Genomic DNA, 20,636 nt, shown 5'->3' on the forward strand with positions numbered 1-20,636 from the left:
TGCTCCGCGCGTGGGGTTCAGGAGGCCGTGATGACGCGGCCCTTGGCCAGCGCCTGCGGCCAGACCGAGACCAGTTCGCCCTTTTGCCACTGGACCATGATGGGCTGCGCCATGGTGTTCAGGCCGTTGGCGTCGAAATGCACGCCGCCGCCCGACATCACGCCGGCCCAGCCCTGGTCGTACTTCTGCGCGCGCAGCGCCTGGGAGACCGCTTCCGGCTTGTCGGACGCGGCGACTTCCAGCGCCTGGGCCAGCACGCCCGCGCACACCGCATGTTCCAGCGCCTCGTGCGGCATGAAGGTGCCGAAGCGCTTTCGGTAGCGCTCGGTGTATTCGGGCGCCTGGTCGTAGTTGGCGGGGGCGATCGACAGCACCGCCTCGGAGTACTGCCCCAGGGCCTTGGCGAAGTCGGGAATGACGTAGCCTGCGGCTCCGCCCACGATGGGCACGGTCAGGCGCTGCTGCCGCATGACGCGGATGATCAGCAGGCTGTCGTTCAGGTACGAGATCGGGAACACGATCTGGGCGTCCGATCCGCGCAGCTTGCTGATCAGCGGCGTGACGTCGGTGATGCCCAGCGGATAGGCCTCGTCCAGCACGACCTGCGCGCCCGCCGCCTTGGCCGCATTGCGCACGCCGACCGCCTGCGAGGTGCCGTAGGCGGTGTCCTCGTACAGCAGCGCGATCTTCTTGATGTCCGAAGCGCCCGCCACCACCGAGGCCGCATAGTCATACTGCGCGCGGCCCAGCACCGAGCCTTTGGATACCACCTGGAAGATGTGCTTGAAGCCGCGCTCGGTGAGCACGTCGGAGAACGACATGGTGAGCAGGGGGATGCCGCGGCGCTCGGTCACTTCCGAGATTGCCAGCGTCAGCGACGAGGCGTAGGCGCCGATGATGGCCACGCAGCGGTTCTGCGTGATCAGGCGCTGCGCCACGGTGGCGGCGGTGGTGGGCTGGGAAGTGGCGTCGGCAATGATGAGCTTGAGCTTGGCTCCACCCATGGCCTTGATGCCGCCGGCTGCGTTGATCTCGTCGGCGGCCAGCTCCAGTCCCTGGCGCGAATTGATGCCGAACTGGGCGTTGGCGCCCGACAGCGGCAGGATCACGCCGACGTTTATTTCCGCCGGCGCGGCCAGCGCGCGGCCGGGCAAGCTGGCGGCCAGCGCGGCCGCGCCCAATCCAGCGACGAATTCCCTGCGCCCGCGGCGCATGGCCTGTTGGGGTTTTGTCATGTCTGTCTCCTGGCTTTTTTCGGGTGTGGCGCAAGGCTGCCGGCCCGGCGCTCTGCGGCACATTATTCTGCTCAAATCTTAAGCAGTCAAGAAGATTGTCTGACAATCTGACTATTGACGATTGCGGGAAAGTTGCCGGACAATCAGACAAAATGGACCAGGCGGACGCCTGCTCCGCAACCCCTCACCCCATCACGCAAGAGGAACTCATGGCAGACACCAAATCCGAAACCCAGGCCCTGTTCGACCAAGGCCTGAACCTGCGCCGCGAAGTGCTGGGCACCGAATACGTGGACGGCTCGCTGGCCCGCGCCAATGAATTCATGATGGCCTTCCAGCACATCACCACCGAGTGGTGCTGGGGCTACACCTGGGGCCGCCCGGGGCTGGAGAAGAAGACGCGCAGCATGCTTAACCTGGCCATGCTCACGGCACTGAACCGTCCCGCCGAGATCAAGTTGCACGTCAAGGGCGCGTTGAACAACGGCGTGACGGTCGAGGAGATCAAGGAAATCCTGCTGCAGGCCACGGTCTACTGCGGCATTCCGGCGGGGCTGGATGCATTCAAGGTCGCCAACCAGGTGCTGGAAGAAGAGGGCGCCTTCAAGGAGTCCAAGGCATGAGCGCCGCGCAGGAGCGCGTGGGCCTGATCGGCATCGGCAGCATGGGCTGGCCCATGGCGGCCCGTCTGGTACAGGCCGGCTTTGCCGTCACGGTGTTCGACGCCGTGCCGGGCCAGGCGGACAAGTTCGCCCAGGAAGTGGGCGGCCAGGCCGCCGCCACCTGCGCGGAATTGGCGGCTCAGTCCGACATCGTCTTCACCATGCTGCCCACCAGCGCGATCGTCGAGCAGGTGCTCAACGGCCAACAAGGCGTGCTGGCGGGCCTGCGCCCGGGCAGCGTGGTGGTCGACATGAGTTCCGGCGTGCCGGCGCATACGCAGCGCCTGGCGCAGGCCGTTGCCGCCGCCGGCGGCGTCATGGTCGACGCCCCGGTGTCCGGCGGCGTGCCGCGCGCACGTACGGGTGAGCTGGCCATCATGTACGGCGGACCCGCCGCGACGCTGGAGCGGGTGCGCCCGGCCCTGTCCAGCATGGGCACGACGATTACGCCGGTGGGCGAGGTCGGCAGCGCCCACGCCATGAAGGCCTTGAACAACCTGGTGTCGGCCGGCGGCTTCCTGATCGGGGTGGAGGCGATGCTGATCGGCCAGCAGTTTGGCCTGGATCCGAACGTGATCGTCGACGTGCTCAACGCGTCGACCGGCATGAACAATTCGACCCAGAAGAAGTTCAAGCAATTCGTGCTGTCGCGCCAGTTCAACTCGGGATTCGGCCTGGACCTGATGGTCAAGGACCTGGGCATCGCGCTGGGCATCGCGACCGATACCGGCACGCCCACGCCGTTCGCCTCGCTGTGCCGCGAACTGTGGGCCTCGGCCGGCAAGACGCTGGGCAAGGGCCAGGACCATACCGCCGTTGCGCGCCTGTCCGAACAGCTCGCAGGCGTGGAGCTGGGCGCCAAGCCCAAAGGCTGAGCAAGCCGCGGCCGGGCTGTCGCCCGCGCCGCTTCCCTTCCAACGTAGCGCAAGAATCCGCCGGCACAAGGCGGAGGGCCGGCTGTTGCCGGCAACCATGAAAACCGAGGAGCAAAACCATGAGGAAGACCATACTGGCGTCTGCTGGCGCCTGCCTGTTTGCATTCAGCGCCCTGGCGGGGGCGCAGGGCTATCCCGCCCGCGCCATTTCGATGGTGGTGCCTTATGCGCCCGGCGGGTCCACGGACGGCCTGGCCCGCATCGTGGCGCAAGCCATGGGCGAGAATCTGGGGCAACCCGTCGTGGTGGAAAACCAGGGCGGCGGCGGCACGATGATCGGCAACCAGCGCGTGGCGCGCGCGGCGCCGGACGGCTACACCATCACCTTCGGCAATATGGGATCGCTGGCGATCGCGCCGTCGCTCTATCCCGCAAGCAAGTTCGATCCGCGCCGCGACATGACCGCGATCGGACTGGTGGCGACCGTGCCGATGGTGCTTTCCGTCAGCAAGGCCAGCGGCATCACCAAGCTGTCCGATTTCGTCGAACGCCTGCGCAAGCAAGGCAAGGACGTGAACTTCGGCAACGCCGGCTCGGGTTCCACCAGCCATATCGCGGCGGCCTATTTCCTGCACGTCACCGGGACCCAGGGCATGCAGATTCCGTATCGGGGCGCGGGGCCGGCGATCAGCGACCTGATGGCGGGCACCGTGGAAGCCGTGATCGACCAGACGGTCACCATGATTCCCATCCATGAAGGCAAGCGCGTCACGGCGCTGGCCGTGGCCAGCCCGAGCCGGCTGCCGCAGATCCCCGATGTGCCTACGTTCGCGGAAGGCGGCGTGCCGCAATTCAATATGAGCGTCTGGAATGGCATTGCCGCGCCGGCGGGCACGCCGCCGGCGGTGGTGGCGCGGCTGGAGGAGGCGCTGGCGGCGGCGCTGAAGAGCCCGAATGTGCGCGAGTCGCTCGACAAGCTGGCGGCGCAGGCGCCGGGGACGCAGGAGCAGGGCTCCGCGGCCTTCCAGGCCTTGATCGCGCGCGACGTGCCGCGTTTCGCCGAACTGATCCGGGATGCCGGGATAACGGTGAACTGAGGCTGGCCGGGCAGGGATCGCGGATTCCTGCCCGGGACTTACCCTGGGTGTCTTTTTTCGCCAGAATTTGTATGATGACCTTATGAATTCTGAAGAATCCCGCATTCGCGAAGAGATCTGCGCCGTCGGCGCCAGTCTCTACAACCGCGGCTATACCGTGGGCGCCGCCGGCAACATCAGCGCGCGCCTGGACGACGGCTGGCTGATCACGCCGACCGACGCCTGCCTCGGACGGCTGGATCCCGCCGAACTGTCCAAGGTCGATACGGCGGGCAGGCACGTGTCGGGCAGCAAGCCGTCCAAGACGCTGGAGCTGCATCGCGGCATCTACCAGGCCAGTCCCGGCGCCCGCGGCATCGTGCACACGCATTCCACGCATCTGGTGGCGCTGACGTTGGCGGGCGTCTGGCGGCCCGATGAAGTGCTGCCGCCCATCACGCCCTATCAGGTCATGAAGGTCGGCCGGATTCCGCTGATCCCCTATCGCCGTCCCGGCGATCCGCAAGCCGCGGCCGAGGTCGCCGCGGTGGCCGGCGAGGTGCGCGGGGCGCTGTTCGAGCGCCTGGGGCCGGTGGTATGGGAACGCTCCGTGGCGCATGCCTCCTATGCGCTGGAAGAACTGGAAGAAACCGCCCGCCTGTGGCTGATGAGCAATCCCCGGCCGGCGCCATTGAGCGCCGCGGCCATCGATGAACTGCGGGTCGTGTTCGGCGCGCGCTACTGAATCAAGGAACCGCGATGCCGCGCCTGGCCGCCAATCTCAGCATGATGTACACCGAGCATCCCTTCCTGGACCGCTTTGCTGCGGCTGCGAGGGACGGGTTCGCGGGTGTGGAGTTCCTGTTTCCCTACGAGTATCCGGCGGCCGAGCTCCAGGCGCGGCTGCAGGGGCAGGGGCTGACCCAGGCGCTGTTCAACGCGCCGCCCGGCGATTGGGCCGCAGGCGAGCGCGGCACCGCCTCGCTGCCGGGCCGCGCCAGCGAGTTCCGGCGCGGGGTCGACCTGGCCTTGGAATATGCCGCCGTGCTGGGCAACCGCAAGCTGCATCTCATGGCCGGGCTGATACAGCACGGGCAGGACCGCGCAGCGCATCGCGCGGTCTATCTGGAGAACCTCGCCTGGGCCGCGCGCGCCGCGGCATCCGCCGGGGTGACAGTGGTGATAGAGCCGATCAACACGCGCGACATTCCGGGCTTTTTCCTCAACCGTCAGGACGAGGCCCAGGCCATATGCGCCGAGGTCGGCGCCGATAACCTGAAGGTGCAGTTCGACATCTATCACTGCCAGATCGTGGAAGGCGATATCGCGGTCAAGCTCAAGCGGGACATGGCGGGCATTGGCCACATCCAGATCGCTGGCGTGCCGGACCGCCACGAGCCGGACCAGGGCGAGCTGAACTATCCCTATCTGTTCGAACAGATCGATGCGCTGGGCTATGCCGGCTGGATCGGCTGCGAATACCGGCCCCGGGCCGGCACCTCCGCCGGGCTGGGCTGGGCCCGGTCCTATCTGACGCACACGGGGCATACCGCGATATGAAGATACTCATCACCGGCGGCGCCGGATTCCTGGGGCAGCGCCTGGCCCGCAAGCTGCTGGAGCGCGGCACGCTGGCATTGGATGGCGGCAAGCCTGAAGTCATCACGCGGATCGACCTGCTGGACGTGGTGCTGGCTCCGGGGCCGGACGATCCGCGCATCCATGCGCAGGTCGGCGATATCGCCGATCCCGCAGTGTTGCGGCAGGCCATCGACACCGAGACTCGCGCCATCTTCCATCTGGCGGCCATCGTCAGCGGGCAGGCGGAGGCCGATTTCGATCTGGGCATGCGCATCAACCTGGACGCATCGCGCGCGCTGCTGGAGACCTGCCGCGCGCTGGGCCACAAGCCGCGGGTGATCTTCACCAGTTCGGTCGCGGTGTACGGCGGCGCGCTGCCCGACACCGTGCGCGACGATACCGCGCTCAATCCCCAATCGTCCTACGGCACGCAGAAGGCCATTGCCGAACTGCTGCTGGCGGACTACACGCGGCGCGGCTATGTGGACGGGCGCGTGCTGCGCCTGCCCACCATCAGCGTGCGTCCGGGGCGGCCCAATGCGGCGGCTTCCTCGTTCGCCAGCGGCATCATCCGCGAACCCTTGAACGGCCTGGAGGCCGCCTGCCCGGTGAGCGCCGACACGCGCCTGTGGCTGCTGTCGCCGCGCGGCGCGATCCAGGCCCTGATCGCCGGCTGCGAACTGGAAGCGGCCGCCGTCGCGGACCGTGCGCCCATCAATCTGCCAGGCGTTTCGGTCACGGCAAGCGAGATGGTGCAGGCGCTGCGCCAGGTCGCGGGCGAGGAGGTCGCCGGCCGCGTCGGCTGGCAGCCTGACGAGCGCGTCGAGCGCATCGTGGGCAGCTGGCCTGGCCGCTGGGACACCGCTCGGGCCGAGCGCCTGGGCTTGCGCGGCGACGCCGATTTCGCGGACATCATCCGCGCCTACATGGCCGACGACCTGCCGCGCTGAGCGCAGGCTGCTCTCCATTCCTACCGTAGCCGGGACCGCCAACGATATGAGCAATCCTCAAACCCCCTCCCGCCGCGTCGGCGTCATCGGCCTCGGCGCCATGGGCGCGGGCATCGCGCAAAGCCTGCGCCGGGCCGGCCACGACGTGCACGTGTTCGACGTCCGCCAGGAAGCTTGCGCGGCATTCGCGGCGCAGGGCGGCGTGGCCTGCGCCACCCTGGCCGACATGGCGGCCGCCTGCGACATCGTCATCAGCGTGGTCGTCAATGCCCAGCAGACCGAGGAGGTGCTGTACGGGGAAGGCGGCCTGGCCGCCGCGCTGCGCCCGGGGGCGGTGTTCGTGATGTGTTCCACCGTGGATCCCAACTGGTCCATCGCGCTGGAGGCGCGGCTCGAAACGCAGGGCATCCTGTACTTGGATGCGCCCATCTCGGGCGGCGCCGCGCGCGCGGCCTCCGGCGAGATGACCATGATGACTGCGGGCCGCGCGGCGGCTTACGCCGCCTGCGGCGCGGTGCTGGAATCCATGGCCGGCAAGGTCTACCGCCTGGGCGATCGCGCCGGCGCGGGCAGCAAGGTCAAGATCATCAACCAGCTGCTGGCGGGCGTGCACATCGCCGCTGCGGCGGAAGCCATGGCGCTGGGCCTGCGCGAGGGCGTGGACGCGGACGCCCTGTATGAAGTGATCACGCACAGCGCGGGCAACAGCTGGATGTTCGAGAACCGCATGGCCCATGTGCTGGCGGGCGACTATACGCCGCTGTCCGCGGTCGACATCTTCGTCAAGGACTTGGGACTGGTGCTGGACACCGCCCGGCATACCCGCTTTCCCTTGCCGCTGGCTTCCACCGCGCACCAGATGTTCATGCAGGCCTCCAGCGCCGGCCACGGCCGCGAGGACGACAGCGCGGTCATCAAGATATTCCCGGGCATCGCCTTGCCGGAGGCCAAATGAGCATCAAACTGGGCTGCATCGCCGATGACTTCACCGGCGCCACCGATCTGGCCAACAACCTCGTGCGCGCCGGCATGCGCGCGGTGCAGACCATAGGCGTTCCTGGCGAACCCCTGCGCGGCGAGGCGGATGCGGTGGTGGTCGCGCTCAAGACCCGCACGCTGCCTGCGGCCGAGGCCGTGGCGCAGTCGCTGGCGGCGCTGGACTGGTTGCTGGCGCAGGGCGCGGAACAGATCTACTTCAAGTATTGCTCCACCTTCGACAGCACGCCCGAGGGCAACATCGGACCGGTCGCGGATGCGCTGATGGCGCGGCTGGGCACGGATTTCACCATCGCCACGCCGGCCTTTCCGGACAACAAGCGCACGGTGTTCAAGGGCTATCTGTTCGCGGGCGACGTGCTGCTGAACGAATCGGGCATGCAGCACCATCCGCTGACGCCCATGACCGATCCCAATCTGGTGCGCGTGTTGTCCGCGCAGACTTCGCGCCGCGTCGGGCTGATCGACTACAGCGTCGTGGCGCGAGGTAGCGAGGCCATTCGCGCCCGCATCCGGGAGTTGCGGGCGCAGGGAGTGGAGATCGCGATCGTGGATGCCGTGTCCAATGCCGACCTGCTGGCTTTGGGACCCGCGCTTGCCGGCATGCCGCTGGTGACGGCGGGTTCGGGCGTGGCGATCGGACTGCCCGGCAACTGGGGCCTGACGGCGGCGTCCGCAGACGCGCGGCAACCGCGCGCGCCCGGTTTGCAGGCAGTGGTCGCGGGCAGTTGCTCGGCGGCGACCAATGGCCAGGTGGCCGCGTTCATGGAAAGCGGCCGGCCGGCGCTGGCGCTGGATCCGTTGCGGGTGGCGGCGGGCCACGACGTCGTGGGAGAGGCGCTGGCCTGGGCCGATGCGCGCATGCATGACGGCCCGGTGCTGATCTACTCCACCGCTCAGCCCGAGCAGGTGCGGCAGGCGCAGAGCGAACTCGGCGCCGCGCGCGCGGGCGCCATGATCGAGGACGCCATTGCGCGCATCGCGGCGGGCCTGGTCGAACGCGGCGTGCGGCAACTGATCGTGGCGGGCGGCGAGACCTCGGGGGCGGTGGTACAGGCCTTGGGATTGCAGCAGGTCGTCATTGGCGAGCAGATCGATCCCGGCGTGCCCTGGTGTTCCGGCCATGCGCCCGCGGCGCAAGGCGACATCAGCATCGCGCTGAAATCAGGCAATTTCGGCACGCGGGATTTCTTCATCAAGGCATTCGGCTAGGCGCCGGCCGCAGCGCGCGCGCCGCGGCTTTCCCGCCTAGCGGTGCGCCTGGCTCAAGCGCTTGGCCGCGTTCACCATATGGATGCGCGCGGCCTCGCGCGCGCCGTCCACGTCCTTGCTGCGTATGGCTTCGACGATGGCGACGTGTTCCTGCAGCACGTCGCGCATCAGGCTGGCGTGGCGGGCCTCGTTGGCGCGCGTGACGCGTGTGGCCGCTTCCAGGAACTGGCTGACGAAGGCCAGGGTCGTCAGGAAATAGGGATTGCCGGTGGCGCGGGCGATGCTGCGATGGAAGGCTACGTCTTCCTGCACGCCGTCGCCGCCGTTTTCCACCGCCTGCGAAATGGCGGCCAGCGCGGCGTCGATCTCCGCCATGTCCTGCTTTTTCCGCACTGCCGCGGCTTGCGCTGCGATCTCGGTTTCCAGCGCGCGGCGCAGGTCCACGATATGCAGCACGGCGTCCAGCGAGGACAGGTCGGCCGCATCGATGCGCAGGGCGCGGTTGCCGGCGTGGCCGGTGACGTACACGCCGCTGCCTTGCCGCGCTTCGACGATACCGTCCTGCCTCAGCCGCGAAACCGCTTCGCGGATGACCGTGCGGCTGACGCCGAATTGTTCGGCCAACGCGGTCTCCGTGGGCAATTTTTCCCCGGGCGGCACGCGACCCTCGTCAATCTCGGCGAGCAGGCGCTTGGCGACCGTGTCGGTCAGCGTGGGAGGAGTCGGGAGTCGGGGGAACACCATCGCCCTATGATACGCGCGCCCGCGCCGGCCCGGCCATGAGCCGCGGCGGCCGATTCACGGCGTCCCCGAGCTTGCGCCATTTTCGAAATGTTATATCATTCGCCTATTATTTGGTACATTATAACATTTGAAAGAGGGCGATGATGAATGGCAAGAAACTGGGGTGGCAGAGGGAACGCGGCGGCAGGGTTGCCCTGCGGGCGGGCCGCCGGGGCGCGCTGAAACCTCTGGTCTGCGCGTTGATGCTGGCCGCGCCCGCCGCGCAGGCCGACGAAGCTGCGGAAGCCGCCGCGGAACGTTCGGCCGCCAGAACCCTGGCGCCGATCACGGTTTCCGCCAACCCGCTGGGGCTGGACCTGAACAGCACCACCTTGCCGGCTTCGGTGCTGGAAGGCGACGCGCTGATCGAACAGCGCAACGGCACCCTGGGCGACACGCTGAAGAATCTGCCCGGCGTTAACAGCGACACCTTCGGCGGCGGCGCCAGCCGCCCCGTGATCCGCGGCCAGACCGCGCCGCGCGTGAAGGTGCTGTCCGACGGTTCCGAGGTCATGGACGCGTCCAGCATATCTCCCGACCATGCCGTGACCGTGGAGCCGCTGCTGGCCGAACGCATCGAAGTGCTGCGCGGTCCGGCTACGCTGCTGTATGGCGGCGGCGCGATCGGCGGCGTGGTCAATGTGGTGGACAAGAAGATCCCGACGGCGGTGCCGGAGAAGGGCATCGAGGCCGAGGCTGAACTGCGCGGCGCCACGGGCACCAAGGAACGTGCGGGCGCGGTCGGCATTACCGCGGGCGAGGGGCAGTTCGCCGTGCGCGTGGAGGGCCTGAAGCGCCGCACCAGCGACTACGACGTGCCCGACTGGCCGGGCGGCAAGCTGGAGGGCTCGTACAGCGAGTCGACGCAGGGCACGGTGGGCATGTCCTGGATTACGCCGCGCGGCTACGTCGGCCTGGCGTTCACGCATCTGGAAAGCAAGTACGGCCTGCCCGGACACAACCACGAATACGAAGGGTGCCACCCGCATGGCACGCACCTGCATTGCGGCGGCCATGATCATGGCCACGACGAAGACGGCCGCGATCACGACCACGAGCACGAACACGGCGGCGTGCCTTACGTGAAGCTGCGCAGCAACCGCCTCGATCTGCGCGCCGAGTACCAGGATCCGTTCGCTGGCTTCGAGAAAATCCGCGTGCGTGGCGGCCTGACCGACTACCAGCATGACGAAATCGAAGGCGGCGAGGTGGGTACCCGCTTCAAGAACAAGGGCTACGACCTGCGCGTGGAAATGCAGCACAAGCCCATCGCAGGCTGGCGCGGGGTGGTGGGGGTGCAGAATGCCTACAGCGATTTCCGCGCCGATGGCGAAGAGGCCTTCCTGCCGCGCAGCAAGACGCGCTCTTACGGCCTGTTCGTGCTGGAGGAGTACCAACTGAACGACTGGCGCTTCGAGCTGGGCGCGCGGCAGGACTGGCAGCGCATCTCGCCCACGGGCGGCGCGCAACGCAGCAGCCTGTCCGGTACGTCATTGTCGGCCGCGGCCATCTGGGACTTCGCGCCGCAGTATTCCGTGGCCCTGTCGTTGTCGCGCTCGCAGCGCCTGCCCACCGCGCAGGAACTGTATGCGGACGGCGTGCACCTGGCCACCAACACCTACGAACTGGGCAATCCGGACCTTGGCCGCGAGACCTCGCACAACATCGACCTGACCCTGCGCAAGCATTCCGGCGACACGACGTTCTCGGCCAGCGTGTTCCATAACCGGGTGAAGAACTACATCTACGCCAACACGCTGGACCGCTACGAGGACTTCCGCCTGATCGAGTACACCCAGCGCGACGCGGAGTTCACGGGTGTGGAAGGCGAACTGCGCCACCAGTTCACCCCGGTGTTCTCGGCCGCGGTGTTCGGCGACTATGTGCGCGGCAAACTGACGGGCGGCGACGGCAACCTGCCGCGCATCCCGGCAGCGCGCGCCGGCGTGCGCGCCGATATGAAGTGGCAGCAGTGGTCGGGCGGCGTCGAATACGCGCGCGTGTTTGCACAGAAGGACATCGCCGCCTACGAGGAAAGCACGCCTGGCTACAACATGGTCAATGCGGTGGTGGCCTATCGCGGCCAGTATGGCGCCACGGGCTATGAGGTCTATTTGCGCGGCACCAACCTGCTGAACAAGCTGGCGTACAACCATGCCTCCTTCATTTCGACGGTGGCGCCGCTGCCCGGGCGCAGTGTGCTGCTGGGCGTGCGCATGACGTACTGAGGCACCGAAACACACAGCAGCAGCGGAGACGGCAACCCCGTCTCCGTTTTTTTTACACGCGCGCCGATGCAGGGACCGGTTCCACGGCGTCCGCTCAGGGCTGGCGCTTGCTCAGATGGTTTACGAAGAGCTTGGCGGCGGTCGGCAGGGCGTCGAAGGAGCGCACGCAGATCTGGATCTGGCGCCGTGCCCAGGGCTCGGTCAGGGGAATGATGCGGATGTCGAACATGGCCGAGTAGCGGCGCGCGATGTCCAGTGGCAGCACGCCTATGCCCAGCCCAGAGTTCACCATGAAGCACAGCGCGTCGAAGCCAGTGACCTGCACCTTGAGCTGGATGTTGCGCTTTTCATCGCTGGCGGCGTTGGAGAGGATGCGGTTGATGGCGCTGCCGCGGTGCAGCCCCACGAAGTCGTATTCCAGCGCGTCGGCGAAACGAAAGCCAGGCCTGTCCTGCAGCGGGTGGTCAGCGGGCACCACCAGCGCCAGTGTGTCTTCGCGGTAGGGGTGGATCTCGACGTCGTGGTCCGGCGCGGTGCCCGAAAAGATGCCCACGTCCGCCGCGTTCTCGGCGACCGATTTGATGATGGTCGAGGTGATCTTCTCTTCCAGATCGACTTGCACGTTGGGGTAGTCGTTCAGGAAGAGCTTGATGTCCTGAGGCAGGAACTGGGTGATCGCGGAAATATTGGCGTGTACCCGGATGAAGCCCCGCAGGCCGCGCGAGTAGTCGCGCATGTGCACCGATATTTCATCGAGTTCATGCAGCGCGCGCCGCGCCATGGTGGACAGCGCGACGCCGGCCGGCGTGGGGCGGATGCCCTTGTTGGTGCGGATGAGCAGCCGGATCTTGAGGTTCTCTTCCAGTTCGCTGATGCGCTTGCTGATGGCGGCCGCGGCGATGTGCTCGTGTTCGGCCGCCGCGGCGATGGTGCCTTGCTCGACCACGCTGATGAAGAGCTTGAGGGAGGTGGGGTCGAGACGCATGGCGGGGCGGGCGGGAAAGCGGACGAGAGGTTCCATTGTAGCCATGGGCGGGCTTGTCATCGCGGATGGTGATGGCGGCATCGCTAATGACTGCTGTTGCGCAGGCGGGCGCCAGGGCTATCCTCCCCAAAAAATTTCGCACGGCCCAAGCGCGGACGGTGCGGAGCATGATGGATGGAGCGCGAGACAAATGAATTTGCAGAATAGCCAGCTGCTGCGGCAGCAGGCCTACATCGGCGGCGCCTGGTGCGACGCCGACAACGGCGCCACCATCACGGTGCGCAATCCCTTTGACGCCAGCGTACTGGGCACGGTGCCCAATCTGGGCCAGGCCGAGACGGCCCGCGCCATCGCGGCCGCCGATGACGCCCTGCCGGCCTGGCGGGCCAGGACGGGCAAGGAGCGCGGTGCCATCCTGCGCAAATGGCATGCCCTGATCGAGGCGCACGCCGACGACCTGGCGCTGCTGCTGACGCTGGAGCAGGGCAAGCCGCTGGCCGAGGCCCGCGGCGAACTGAATTACGCCTTGTCCTTCGTCGAATGGTTCGCGGAAGAGGCCAAGCGCGTCTACGGCGACGTGCTGCCCCACACGCGGGGTGACCAGCGCATGCTGGCCATCCGCCAGCCCGTGGGCGTATGCGCGGCCATCATCGCCTGGAACTTTCCGTCGGCCCTGGTCACGCGCAAGGTCAGCCCGGCGCTGGCCGCCGGCTGCACGGTGGTGCTCAAGCCGTCCGAACTGACGCCGTTCACCGCGCTGGCGCTGGCCTGGCTGGGCGAGCAGGCCGGCATACCGCCCGGCGTGCTCAACGTGGTCATTGGAGATCCCGCGCCAATCGGCACGGAACTGACGCAGAACCCCACGGTGCGCAAGCTGACCTTTACCGGGTCCACCCAGACGGGTCGGCTGCTGATGCAGCAGAGCGCCTCCAACATCAAGAAGCTGTCGCTGGAACTGGGCGGCAACGCGCCGTTCATCGTGTTCGAGGATGCCGACCTGGACGAGGCCGTGCAAGGCCTGGTCCTTTCCAAGTTCCGTAACGCGGGCCAGACCTGCGTCTGCGCCAACCGCGTCTATGTCCACGCCAGGGTCGCCGACGCCTTCAATGACAAGCTGCTGGCGGAAATGCGCCGCATGAAGGTGGGCGGCGGGCTGGAAGAGGGCGTTACCCAAGGGCCGCTGATCGACCAGCGCGCCGTGGACAAGGTGGCCCGCCTGGTGGACGACGCCACGGCGCGCGGCGCACACCTCTTGGCAGGCGGCAAGCTGCGCGAGCCCGGCTCGCTGCTGTATGAGCCGACCCTGCTGGCCGGCATCACGGATGCCATGGAACTGGCGCACGAAGAGATCTTCGGCCCGGTGGTGGGTATCAGCACCTTCGAGTCCGAAGCCGCCGTGCTGGCGCGGGCCAACGATAGCGCCTCGGGCCTGGCCGCCTATTTCTACACCGCCAACCTGGAACGGGTCTGGCGCATGATGGAAGGGCTGGAGTACGGCATCGTCGGCGTGAACACCGGCGCCGTGTCCAACGAGGTCGGGCCCTTTGGCGGCATCAAGGAGTCGGGCGTGGGCCGCGAGGGCTCCAAGTACGGCATCGAAGAGTTCCTGGAAATCAAGTACGTCTGCCTTGCCGGCAAGTCGTTCAACGCGATTCCCTGACGCCCGCGGATTCCAGACATGAGCCAAGCACAGCAGCCCTCCCTCCGCGACGCGGATCAGTTCGATTATGTGATCGTGGGATCCGGCGCGGCCGGTTCCATCCTGGCCAACCGCCTGAGCGCGGACGGCTCGACGGTCTGCGTGCTGGAGGCCGGCCCGCCGGACCGCAGTCCCTACCTGCACATACCCGCAGGCTTCATCAAGGCGGTATTCAACAAGAAGTACGCCTGGCAGTTCTCCAGCGAAGGTACGGCGCAGACCAACGGACGGCGCGTGCCGATTCCGCAGGGCCGAACCCTGGGCGGGTCGACTTCCATCAACGGCCTGGTCTACAACCGCGGCCAGGCGGCCGACTTCGACCACTGGGCCGCGCTGGGCAACAGCGGCTGGTCCTACGACGAAGTGCTGCCGTACTTCAAGTCCATGGAACGGCGCGTGGGCGGCGACGACCGCTACCGCGGCCGCAAGGGCGAGCTGCCGGTCACGGACATAGACTGGATCCATCCGCTTTGCGAGGCCTTCATTGCCGGTGCGGTGGAACAGGGCATCCCGCGCAACCCCGATTACAACGGCGCGGATCAGGCCGGCGTGGGCTACTTCCAGCGCACCATCGACCGCGGTTGGCGCATGAGCACGGCCAAGTGCTTCCTCAAGCCCGCCATGGGCCGCAAGAACCTGGAAGTGCGTACCTACGCGCAGGCGACGCGCATCCTGTTCGATGGCGGCAAAGCTGCCGGCGTGGCCTATTGCCACCCGGCGCATCCTTCACAGGTCCGCGCGGTGCGTGCTCGTCGGGAAGTGATCGTGTCCTGCGGCGCGATCAACACGCCCAAGCTGCTGCAGCTGTCGGGCCTGGGGCCGGCGGACCTGCTGCGCCAGCACAATATCGACGTGGTGTGCGACCTGCCGGGCGTGGGCGAGAACCTGAGTGACCATTATTCGGTGCGGGTCGTGGCGCGCGTGAAGAACAGCCAGACCATGAACCAGCTGGTCAAGGGTCTGAGCCTGGCCGGCCAGATCAGCCGCTGGATGATGAAGCGTCCCAGCATCATGGCCCTGAGTCCGTCGCTGCTGCATTACTTCTGGAAGTCCACGCCTGACCTCGTCTTGCCCGACCTGCAGGGCGTGTTCACGCCGGCCAGCTACAAGGAAGGCTATGTGGGCATGCTGGATGACTTCCCCGGCATGACAGCGGGCGTCTGGCAGCACCGGCCCGAAAGCCGCGGCCAGGTGCGCATCCGTTCAGCGGACCCGCTGCAGGACCCCGTGATCCTGGCCAACTACCTGGAGAACGAGCGCGACCAGATGACGTTGGTGCGCGGTATCCGGCTGGCGCGCCAGCTGCTGCGTTCACAGGCCCTGGCGCCTTACTTCGACAGCGAGGTGCTGCCCGGCCCGCTGTGCGAATCCGATTCCGAATTGCTGGACTTCGCGCGCCGCTATGGCGTGTCGTCTTATCACGTCAACGGCACGGCCCGCATGGGCCAGGCCGATGACAAGTACGCGGTGGTCGACCCCCAGCTGCGGGTGCACGGCGTGGGCAATCTGCGCGTCATCGACTCCTCGGTGATGCCGGCCATGCCGTCGGCCAATATCTGCGCGGCCACCATGATGATCGGCAACAAGGCCGCCGACCTCATCAAACAATCCTGAATTGCCAATCAGCGGTCACCAGAGTGATCCAGAAGGAGACAAGATGTACTTCAAACATTTCCCCAAGACCATGAAATCCCTGCTGCTGGCGGCGGCGTTGGCGGGCGCCAGCGGCGCCGCGCTGGCCGACGACATCAAGATCGGCTTCAACAGCGACATGTCGGCCACTGGCTCGGCGGACTTCGGCATTTCGGCCCTGGCTGGCGCGCGCCAGGCGGCCGACGAGCTGAACGCGGCCGGCGGCGTGCTGGGCAAGAAGGTCGTCATCGTTGAGCGCGATGACGTGGGCGCGCCGCCCAAGGCCATCCAGAACACCAACGAGCTGGTCGACAACGTCAAGGTCAACGCCATGCTGGGCGGAGTCAACTCCGGCAATATGCTGGCCTGGCTGCACCTGGTGCAGCAGAAGAAGATCCCGACGATCTCGCCGGTAGCCACTGCCACCGACATCACCGGCCGCTATGCCAAGTCGCCGCCGAACTACGTGTTCCGCGTGTCCATGCGCGATCGCGACCAGATCGCGTTGCTGGCGGCCTACGCCGCCCGCGCCAGCAAGAACGGCAAGGTCGCCATCATTGCCGACACCACCGGCTACGGCCAGCAAGGCGCCAAGGACGCGGTCGAGATCCTGGCCCTGCACAAGATCACGCCCGTGGCCAACGAGAAGTTTGGTCCCAAGGACACGGACATGTCGTCGCAGCTGAACAAGATCAAGAGTTCGGGCGCCGACACGCTGATCGTCTATGCGCTGGCGGATTCCAACGCGCACGTCATGCGCAGCCTGGAGAAGATCAGCTACTTCCCGACCACGCTGGCCTCCTGGGCCAACCTGAGCTCGCCGTTCCTGCGCATCGCCGGTCCCGAGCTGGCCAGCAAGATGATCTTCACGGCGTCGATCACCGAAGACTCCTCGCCCGAGTCCAAGGCGCTGTATGACACGTTGATGAAGCGCGACGGCCGCGTGCCGACCTACGTCATGGCCGCGCAGGCGTATGACTCCGTCAAGCTCATCGCTGCCGCCATGGAGCAGGCCAAGTCGACCGAAGGCGAAGCCGTGCAGGCCGCGCTGCAGAACCTGGCCCAGGCCAAGGGCGTCATCAAGACCTACGAGAAGCCGTTCACCGCGGAAAACCACGAAGCCCTGTCGGTGAAGGACTTCCGCCTGGTGCGCTGGATCGACGGCAAGGTGGTGTCGGTGGATGACGAATACACCCGCGCGATCAAGCCGGAAGACCTGAAGCTGTAAGACGGCGCGGCAACGAGAAAGATCTCTCCCCGGTGCGCCGCGGCGCGCCGGGGAGTCGTCAATAGGGGGGCATCCAGCATGCAAATACTACAAGCCATCTTGAGCGGGCTGGCCATGGGCAGCGTCTATGCCCTGGTCGCGTTCGGGTTCAGCATCACGTACACCACGACCAAGACCTTCAACTTCGGACAGGGTGCGTTCCTGGCGCTGGCCGGCCTGATAGGCATCAGCGCCATCCTGCTGGTCAGCCAGGGCAAGCTGATCGGCTTTCCAAATCCGGAGGACGTGACCTGGGGCACGTTCCTGTTCGCCCTGCTGGCCGCCATGCTGGTCCTGAGCTTGCTGGGGTACGTGCTCTACATCACCGCCATCCGCCACTTCGTGGGCGAGGCGGGGCTGTCATGGGTGATGAGCACCATCGGCTTTGGCATCATCATCCAGAACCTGGCGCTGCTGGTCTGGGGACCGGCGCCGATAGCAGTGGCTTCGCCGCTGGGCGAGGGCATCATCACGGTCCTGGGGACCGGCGTGCGGCCGCAGGAGATCCTGGTTTTCGGCACCACGCTGGCGCTGATGATCGTGTTCGATTGGGTCTTGCACAAGACCAAGATGGGCAAGGCCGTGCGCGCGGTGGCGTTCAGCAAGACCGCCGCGAGCTTGATGGGCATTAATGCCAACGCGGTGGCGATCGCCGTGTTCGCGATCAGTTCGGCATTGGCCGCGATCGCCGGCGTGATGGTGGCGCCGATTGCGACCGCCTCGGTATTCGTGGGCACGCTGTTGTCGCTCAAGGCCTTTTCGGCCGCGATCCTGGGTGGGTTGGAGAATCCGCGCGGCTGCATTTTTGGCGGCTTTCTGATCGGGTTGCTGGAATCGCTGATCGGCCTCTGGTATTCGAACCTGCGCGAAATCGCCGTGTTCGCGCTGATCATCGTGGTGCTGTATTTCCGCCCGGCCGGCATCCTCGGCCGCGTGCACGCGGAGAAAGTATGAAGCTCTCCAAGATTCTCATTCCGCTGGTCATCGCGGCGCTTGCCATCGGCTACGCCTATTCGGGCCTGAATGACTTCTATCTGTTGATCCTGTTCAACATCGGGGTCTATTACATCGCTGCCACCGGTTTCAACATCCTGGTCGGCCAGACCGGCCAGAAATCGCTGGGCCATGCCGGCCTGTTCGGCGTGGGCGCCTATACGGTGGCGCTCCTGACCGTGAATTACCAGGTTGATCCCTGGCTGGCGCTGGGCTGCGACGCGGTTGTGTCCGCGGTCTTCGGCGTGGTGATCGCCATCCCGGCGCTGAAGGTCAAGGGGCCGAGCCTGGCGATGGTGACCATCGCCTTCGGCCTGCTGATCGAGAAGATCGTGTCCGAATGGACCGACGTGTTCAAGGGCCAGGAAGGCTTCTACGGCATCACCGGCCTGACCTTCGGCGGCGCCACGCTGGACAGCCGCCAGTGGGTGGTGGTGGTCGTGGTGCTGGGCCTGGCGCTGCACGCCATGACCTCGCTGCTGTTGAACGGCCGTTTCGGCCGCGGCTTTGCCGCGGTGCGCACCTCTGAAATTGCGGCCGAGAGCGTGGGCATCAGCGTCTACCGCTTCAAGATCCTGGCCTTCGCCATCAGCGCCATCACCTGCGGCATCGCGGGCGGCCTGGTGGCGCAGCAGAACCAGTACATCAATTCGGACTTCGTCAATTTCAACTTGTCGGTGTTTTTCCTGGTGCTGGTGCTGTTCGGCGGCCGTACGCCGGCGGGCTCCTTCCTGGGCGCCGTGGTGCTGACGGTGATCGACGCCATGCTGGCGCGCTGGCCGGAAGTGCAGCATTTCGCCTACGGCCTGATCCTGCTGTTCGCGCTGTACGCCATGCCGGAAGGACTGGCTGGCTTGTTGGCCAAGGTGCTGCCCAAGCGCGGCCAGCGCGAGGCGCTGGCCGCCGAGGCGGGCGCGGCCGATTGGACGCCGGCGCCTCCTGCCGACCATGGCGGCGCGGCGTCCGGCTTCCTGGAAGTGAAGGACCTGTACAAGGCCTTCGGCGGCGTGGTGCCGACCAACAAGGTGTCGTTCTCGCTGGAGCGCAGTTCCGTCGTGTCGCTGATCGGTCCCAACGGCGCCGGCAAGACCACCACGCTGAACCTGCTGTCGGGCCTGGTGGCGCCGGACGCCGGCAGCATCCGCTTCAAGAACCGCCAGATGGTGGGCCTGTCGCCCAATGAGATTGCTGCGTCGGGCATTGGCCGCACGTTCCAGAACCTGAAGCTGTTCGACGGGCTGAGCGCCCTGCAGAACGTGATGGTGGGCTTCTATCGGGTGCAACAATCCAGCTTCTTCTCCAACCTGCTGGGCCTGCCCGGCAGCCTGGCGGAAGAGCGACGCATCCGCCGCCAGGCCTACGCCATCCTCAAGTTCTTCGAACTGGACCGCTACGCGGACGAGGCCGCCAACAGCCTGCCCTACGGCCTGCAACGCCGCCTGGAAATCGCCCGCGCGGTGGCGGCCATGCCGGACCTGTTGCTGCTGGACGAGCCTGCCGCCGGCCTGAATCCCGCGGAAACCGACCAGCTGACGGACCTGATCGTGAAGCTGAAGAACATGGGCCTGACCATCCTGTTGATCGAGCATCACATGGATCTGGTCATGGCGATTTCCGACCATATCGTGGTGCTGGATTACGGCGTGAAGATTGCCTCAGGCCTGCCGAACCACATCCAGGAGAATCCGAAAGTCATCGAAGCCTACCTGGGCGCGCCGGCATAGGAGACCGCAATGAGCCGTTTACTCGACATCAAGAACCTGGCGGTCAGCTATGGCGCCGTCAATGCCCTGAAGCAGGTGTCGCTGCATGTGGACACGAACGAGATCGTGACCATCATCGGCGGCAACGGCGCGGGCAAGAGCACCATGATGCGCGCGCTGTCGGGCATCGAAAAATCCACCGGCGACATTGCGTTCGCCGGGCAGGACTTGGGCGGAATCAGCGCGCACAAGCGCGTAGGGCTGGGTATCGCCCACGTGCCGGAAGGGCGCCAGGTGTTCCCCGACCAAACCGTCTACGACAACCTGATGCTGGGCGCGTTCCTGCGCAAGGAGCCGCCCGCTGAACTGGCCGCGCAGATCGAGCAGTGCTTTGCGATGTTCCCGCGGCTGAAAGAGCGCCGCACGCAGTACGCGGGCACGCTTTCTGGCGGTGAACAGCAGATGCTGGCCATCTGCCGGGCCCTGATGAGCAAGCCGCGCATCCTGATGCTGGACGAGCCTTCGTTGGGACTGGCGCCGCTGATCGTGGCCGAGATCTTCAAGATCATCAAGTCGTTGAAAGAGCGCGGCATGACGATCCTGCTGGTCGAGCAGATGGCCAACCAGGCGTTGGCTATTTCCGACCGCGCATATGTCCTGGAAGTGGGCTCCATTGTGATGGAGGGCACGGGCCAGGAGCTGTTGGCCAGCGAGCGCGTGCGCGAGGCCTATCTGGGCAAACACAAGAGCTGACGAGGC

18 protein-coding genes are annotated in these 20,636 nt (G+C 66.6%); 15 read left to right on the plus strand and 3 right to left on the minus strand.

Annotated features, from left to right (window positions below; genetic code table 11):
* Positions 1-17 precede the first annotated feature (17 nt).
* Positions 18-1,235 carry an ABC transporter substrate-binding protein gene (locus ACM1PE_RS31740; protein WP_059378078.1) on the minus strand — a complete coding sequence of 406 codons (1,218 nt, stop codon included), beginning with the start codon at positions 1,233-1,235 and terminating at the stop codon, positions 18-20.
* 209 nt (positions 1,236-1,444) lie between these two features.
* Here ACM1PE_RS31740 and ACM1PE_RS31745 point away from each other — a divergent pair, with 209 nt between their 5' ends.
* From ACM1PE_RS31745 to otnK, 8 genes are all read left to right on the plus strand, one after another.
* The gene (locus tag ACM1PE_RS31745) at positions 1,445-1,858 is read left to right on the plus strand and encodes a carboxymuconolactone decarboxylase family protein (protein ID WP_059378339.1); all 414 of its coding nucleotides are present in this window, start codon (positions 1,445-1,447) and stop codon (positions 1,856-1,858) included.
* Complete coding sequence (locus ACM1PE_RS31750) at positions 1,855-2,772, plus strand: NAD(P)-dependent oxidoreductase (protein ID WP_251878101.1); 918 nt, start codon at positions 1,855-1,857, stop codon at positions 2,770-2,772. The genes ACM1PE_RS31745 and ACM1PE_RS31750 overlap by 4 nt, the downstream gene beginning before the upstream one ends.
* A gap of 119 nt (positions 2,773-2,891) precedes the next feature.
* Positions 2,892-3,869 carry a Bug family tripartite tricarboxylate transporter substrate binding protein gene (locus ACM1PE_RS31755; protein ID WP_059378074.1) on the plus strand — a complete coding sequence of 326 codons (978 nt, stop codon included), beginning with the start codon at positions 2,892-2,894 and terminating at the stop codon, positions 3,867-3,869.
* Between the two features lie 82 nt (positions 3,870-3,951).
* Positions 3,952-4,593 (plus strand): aldolase, encoded by a 642-nt coding sequence (locus ACM1PE_RS31760; protein ID WP_419342119.1) that lies wholly within the window; start codon positions 3,952-3,954, stop codon positions 4,591-4,593.
* 14 nt (positions 4,594-4,607) lie between these two features.
* Positions 4,608-5,408, plus strand: coding sequence for a 2-oxo-tetronate isomerase (otnI, locus tag ACM1PE_RS31765; RefSeq protein WP_419342120.1), 801 nt, complete (start codon positions 4,608-4,610; stop codon positions 5,406-5,408).
* The gene (gene denD / locus ACM1PE_RS31770; RefSeq protein WP_059378065.1) at positions 5,405-6,379 is read left to right on the plus strand and encodes a D-erythronate dehydrogenase; all 975 of its coding nucleotides are present in this window, start codon (positions 5,405-5,407) and stop codon (positions 6,377-6,379) included. Before otnI ends, denD begins: the two co-directional genes overlap by 4 nt.
* A 46-nt stretch (positions 6,380-6,425) precedes the next feature.
* On the plus strand, positions 6,426-7,334 hold the full coding sequence (ltnD, locus tag ACM1PE_RS31775; protein WP_280015735.1) for an L-threonate dehydrogenase: 909 nt from the start codon (positions 6,426-6,428) through the stop codon (positions 7,332-7,334).
* Positions 7,331-8,587, plus strand: coding sequence for a 3-oxo-tetronate kinase (otnK, locus tag ACM1PE_RS31780; protein ID WP_419342121.1), 1,257 nt, complete (start codon positions 7,331-7,333; stop codon positions 8,585-8,587). Before ltnD ends, otnK begins: the two co-directional genes overlap by 4 nt.
* 36 nt (positions 8,588-8,623) lie before the next feature.
* Here otnK and ACM1PE_RS31785 read toward each other — a convergent pair whose 3' ends face one another.
* Positions 8,624-9,331: a FadR/GntR family transcriptional regulator gene (locus ACM1PE_RS31785; protein ID WP_059378058.1), complete on the minus strand. Its 708-nt coding sequence runs from the start codon at positions 9,329-9,331 to the stop codon at positions 8,624-8,626.
* Between the two features lie 242 nt (positions 9,332-9,573).
* Between ACM1PE_RS31785 and ACM1PE_RS31790 the strand changes: the two genes are divergently transcribed.
* Positions 9,574-11,598, plus strand: a complete 2,025-nt coding sequence (locus ACM1PE_RS31790) for a TonB-dependent receptor domain-containing protein (protein WP_419343873.1) — start codon at positions 9,574-9,576, stop codon at positions 11,596-11,598.
* Positions 11,599-11,692: 94 nt separating this feature from the next.
* On the opposite strand, the gene ACM1PE_RS31795 is transcribed toward ACM1PE_RS31790, so the two are convergent.
* Positions 11,693-12,583: a LysR substrate-binding domain-containing protein gene (locus tag ACM1PE_RS31795; protein ID WP_059378055.1), complete on the minus strand. Its 891-nt coding sequence runs from the start codon at positions 12,581-12,583 to the stop codon at positions 11,693-11,695.
* A gap of 190 nt (positions 12,584-12,773) precedes the next feature.
* On the opposite strand from ACM1PE_RS31795, the gene ACM1PE_RS31800 reads away from it, so the two are divergent.
* The 6 genes from ACM1PE_RS31800 (at position 12,774) to ACM1PE_RS31825 (ending at position 20,630) form a co-directional block, all read left to right on the plus strand.
* Complete coding sequence (locus ACM1PE_RS31800) at positions 12,774-14,243, plus strand: NAD-dependent succinate-semialdehyde dehydrogenase (RefSeq protein WP_118931658.1); 1,470 nt, start codon at positions 12,774-12,776, stop codon at positions 14,241-14,243.
* Positions 14,244-14,261: 18 nt separating this feature from the next.
* The gene (locus tag ACM1PE_RS31805) at positions 14,262-15,896 is read left to right on the plus strand and encodes a GMC family oxidoreductase (protein ID WP_306634383.1); all 1,635 of its coding nucleotides are present in this window, start codon (positions 14,262-14,264) and stop codon (positions 15,894-15,896) included.
* A 43-nt stretch (positions 15,897-15,939) separates the two neighbouring features.
* Positions 15,940-17,142, plus strand: coding sequence for an ABC transporter substrate-binding protein (locus ACM1PE_RS31810; RefSeq protein WP_118931660.1), 1,203 nt, complete (start codon positions 15,940-15,942; stop codon positions 17,140-17,142).
* Positions 17,143-17,220: 78 nt separating this feature from the next.
* Positions 17,221-18,135: a branched-chain amino acid ABC transporter permease gene (locus ACM1PE_RS31815; RefSeq protein ID WP_118931661.1), complete on the plus strand. Its 915-nt coding sequence runs from the start codon at positions 17,221-17,223 to the stop codon at positions 18,133-18,135.
* Positions 18,132-19,898: an ABC transporter permease subunit gene (locus ACM1PE_RS31820; protein WP_419342123.1), complete on the plus strand. Its 1,767-nt coding sequence runs from the start codon at positions 18,132-18,134 to the stop codon at positions 19,896-19,898. The genes ACM1PE_RS31815 and ACM1PE_RS31820 overlap by 4 nt, the downstream gene beginning before the upstream one ends.
* Before the next feature lie 9 nt (positions 19,899-19,907).
* Positions 19,908-20,630 carry an ABC transporter ATP-binding protein gene (locus ACM1PE_RS31825; RefSeq protein ID WP_059378045.1) on the plus strand — a complete coding sequence of 241 codons (723 nt, stop codon included), beginning with the start codon at positions 19,908-19,910 and terminating at the stop codon, positions 20,628-20,630.
* Positions 20,631-20,636: the final 6 nt, after the last annotated feature.

Source organism: Achromobacter sp. PD1, from assembly GCF_048541815.1.
GTDB classification, from domain to species: domain Bacteria; phylum Pseudomonadota; class Gammaproteobacteria; order Burkholderiales; family Burkholderiaceae_B; genus Achromobacter; species Achromobacter bronchisepticus_A.

Excerpts from the sequence above, each read along its gene's own strand:
- ACM1PE_RS31740 (WP_059378078.1), bottom strand. The coding sequence starts at position 1,235 with ATGACAAAACCCCAACAGGCCATGCGCCGCGGGCGCAGGGAATTCGTC.
- ACM1PE_RS31745 (WP_059378339.1), top strand. The coding sequence starts at position 1,445 with ATGGCAGACACCAAATCCGAAACCCAGGCCCTGTTCGACCAAGGCCTG.
- ACM1PE_RS31750 (WP_251878101.1), top strand. The coding sequence starts at position 1,855 with ATGAGCGCCGCGCAGGAGCGCGTGGGCCTGATCGGCATCGGCAGCATG.
- ACM1PE_RS31755 (WP_059378074.1), top strand. The coding sequence starts at position 2,892 with ATGAGGAAGACCATACTGGCGTCTGCTGGCGCCTGCCTGTTTGCATTC.
- ACM1PE_RS31760 (WP_419342119.1), top strand. The coding sequence starts at position 3,952 with ATGAATTCTGAAGAATCCCGCATTCGCGAAGAGATCTGCGCCGTCGGC.
- otnI (WP_419342120.1), top strand. The coding sequence starts at position 4,608 with ATGCCGCGCCTGGCCGCCAATCTCAGCATGATGTACACCGAGCATCCC.
- denD (WP_059378065.1), top strand. The coding sequence starts at position 5,405 with ATGAAGATACTCATCACCGGCGGCGCCGGATTCCTGGGGCAGCGCCTG.
- ltnD (WP_280015735.1), top strand. The coding sequence starts at position 6,426 with ATGAGCAATCCTCAAACCCCCTCCCGCCGCGTCGGCGTCATCGGCCTC.
- otnK (WP_419342121.1), top strand. The coding sequence starts at position 7,331 with ATGAGCATCAAACTGGGCTGCATCGCCGATGACTTCACCGGCGCCACC.
- ACM1PE_RS31785 (WP_059378058.1), bottom strand. The coding sequence starts at position 9,331 with ATGGTGTTCCCCCGACTCCCGACTCCTCCCACGCTGACCGACACGGTC.
- ACM1PE_RS31790 (WP_419343873.1), top strand. The coding sequence starts at position 9,574 with ATGCTGGCCGCGCCCGCCGCGCAGGCCGACGAAGCTGCGGAAGCCGCC.
- ACM1PE_RS31795 (WP_059378055.1), bottom strand. The coding sequence starts at position 12,583 with ATGCGTCTCGACCCCACCTCCCTCAAGCTCTTCATCAGCGTGGTCGAG.
- ACM1PE_RS31800 (WP_118931658.1), top strand. The coding sequence starts at position 12,774 with ATGAATTTGCAGAATAGCCAGCTGCTGCGGCAGCAGGCCTACATCGGC.
- ACM1PE_RS31805 (WP_306634383.1), top strand. The coding sequence starts at position 14,262 with ATGAGCCAAGCACAGCAGCCCTCCCTCCGCGACGCGGATCAGTTCGAT.
- ACM1PE_RS31810 (WP_118931660.1), top strand. The coding sequence starts at position 15,940 with ATGTACTTCAAACATTTCCCCAAGACCATGAAATCCCTGCTGCTGGCG.
- ACM1PE_RS31815 (WP_118931661.1), top strand. The coding sequence starts at position 17,221 with ATGCAAATACTACAAGCCATCTTGAGCGGGCTGGCCATGGGCAGCGTC.
- ACM1PE_RS31820 (WP_419342123.1), top strand. The coding sequence starts at position 18,132 with ATGAAGCTCTCCAAGATTCTCATTCCGCTGGTCATCGCGGCGCTTGCC.
- ACM1PE_RS31825 (WP_059378045.1), top strand. The coding sequence starts at position 19,908 with ATGAGCCGTTTACTCGACATCAAGAACCTGGCGGTCAGCTATGGCGCC.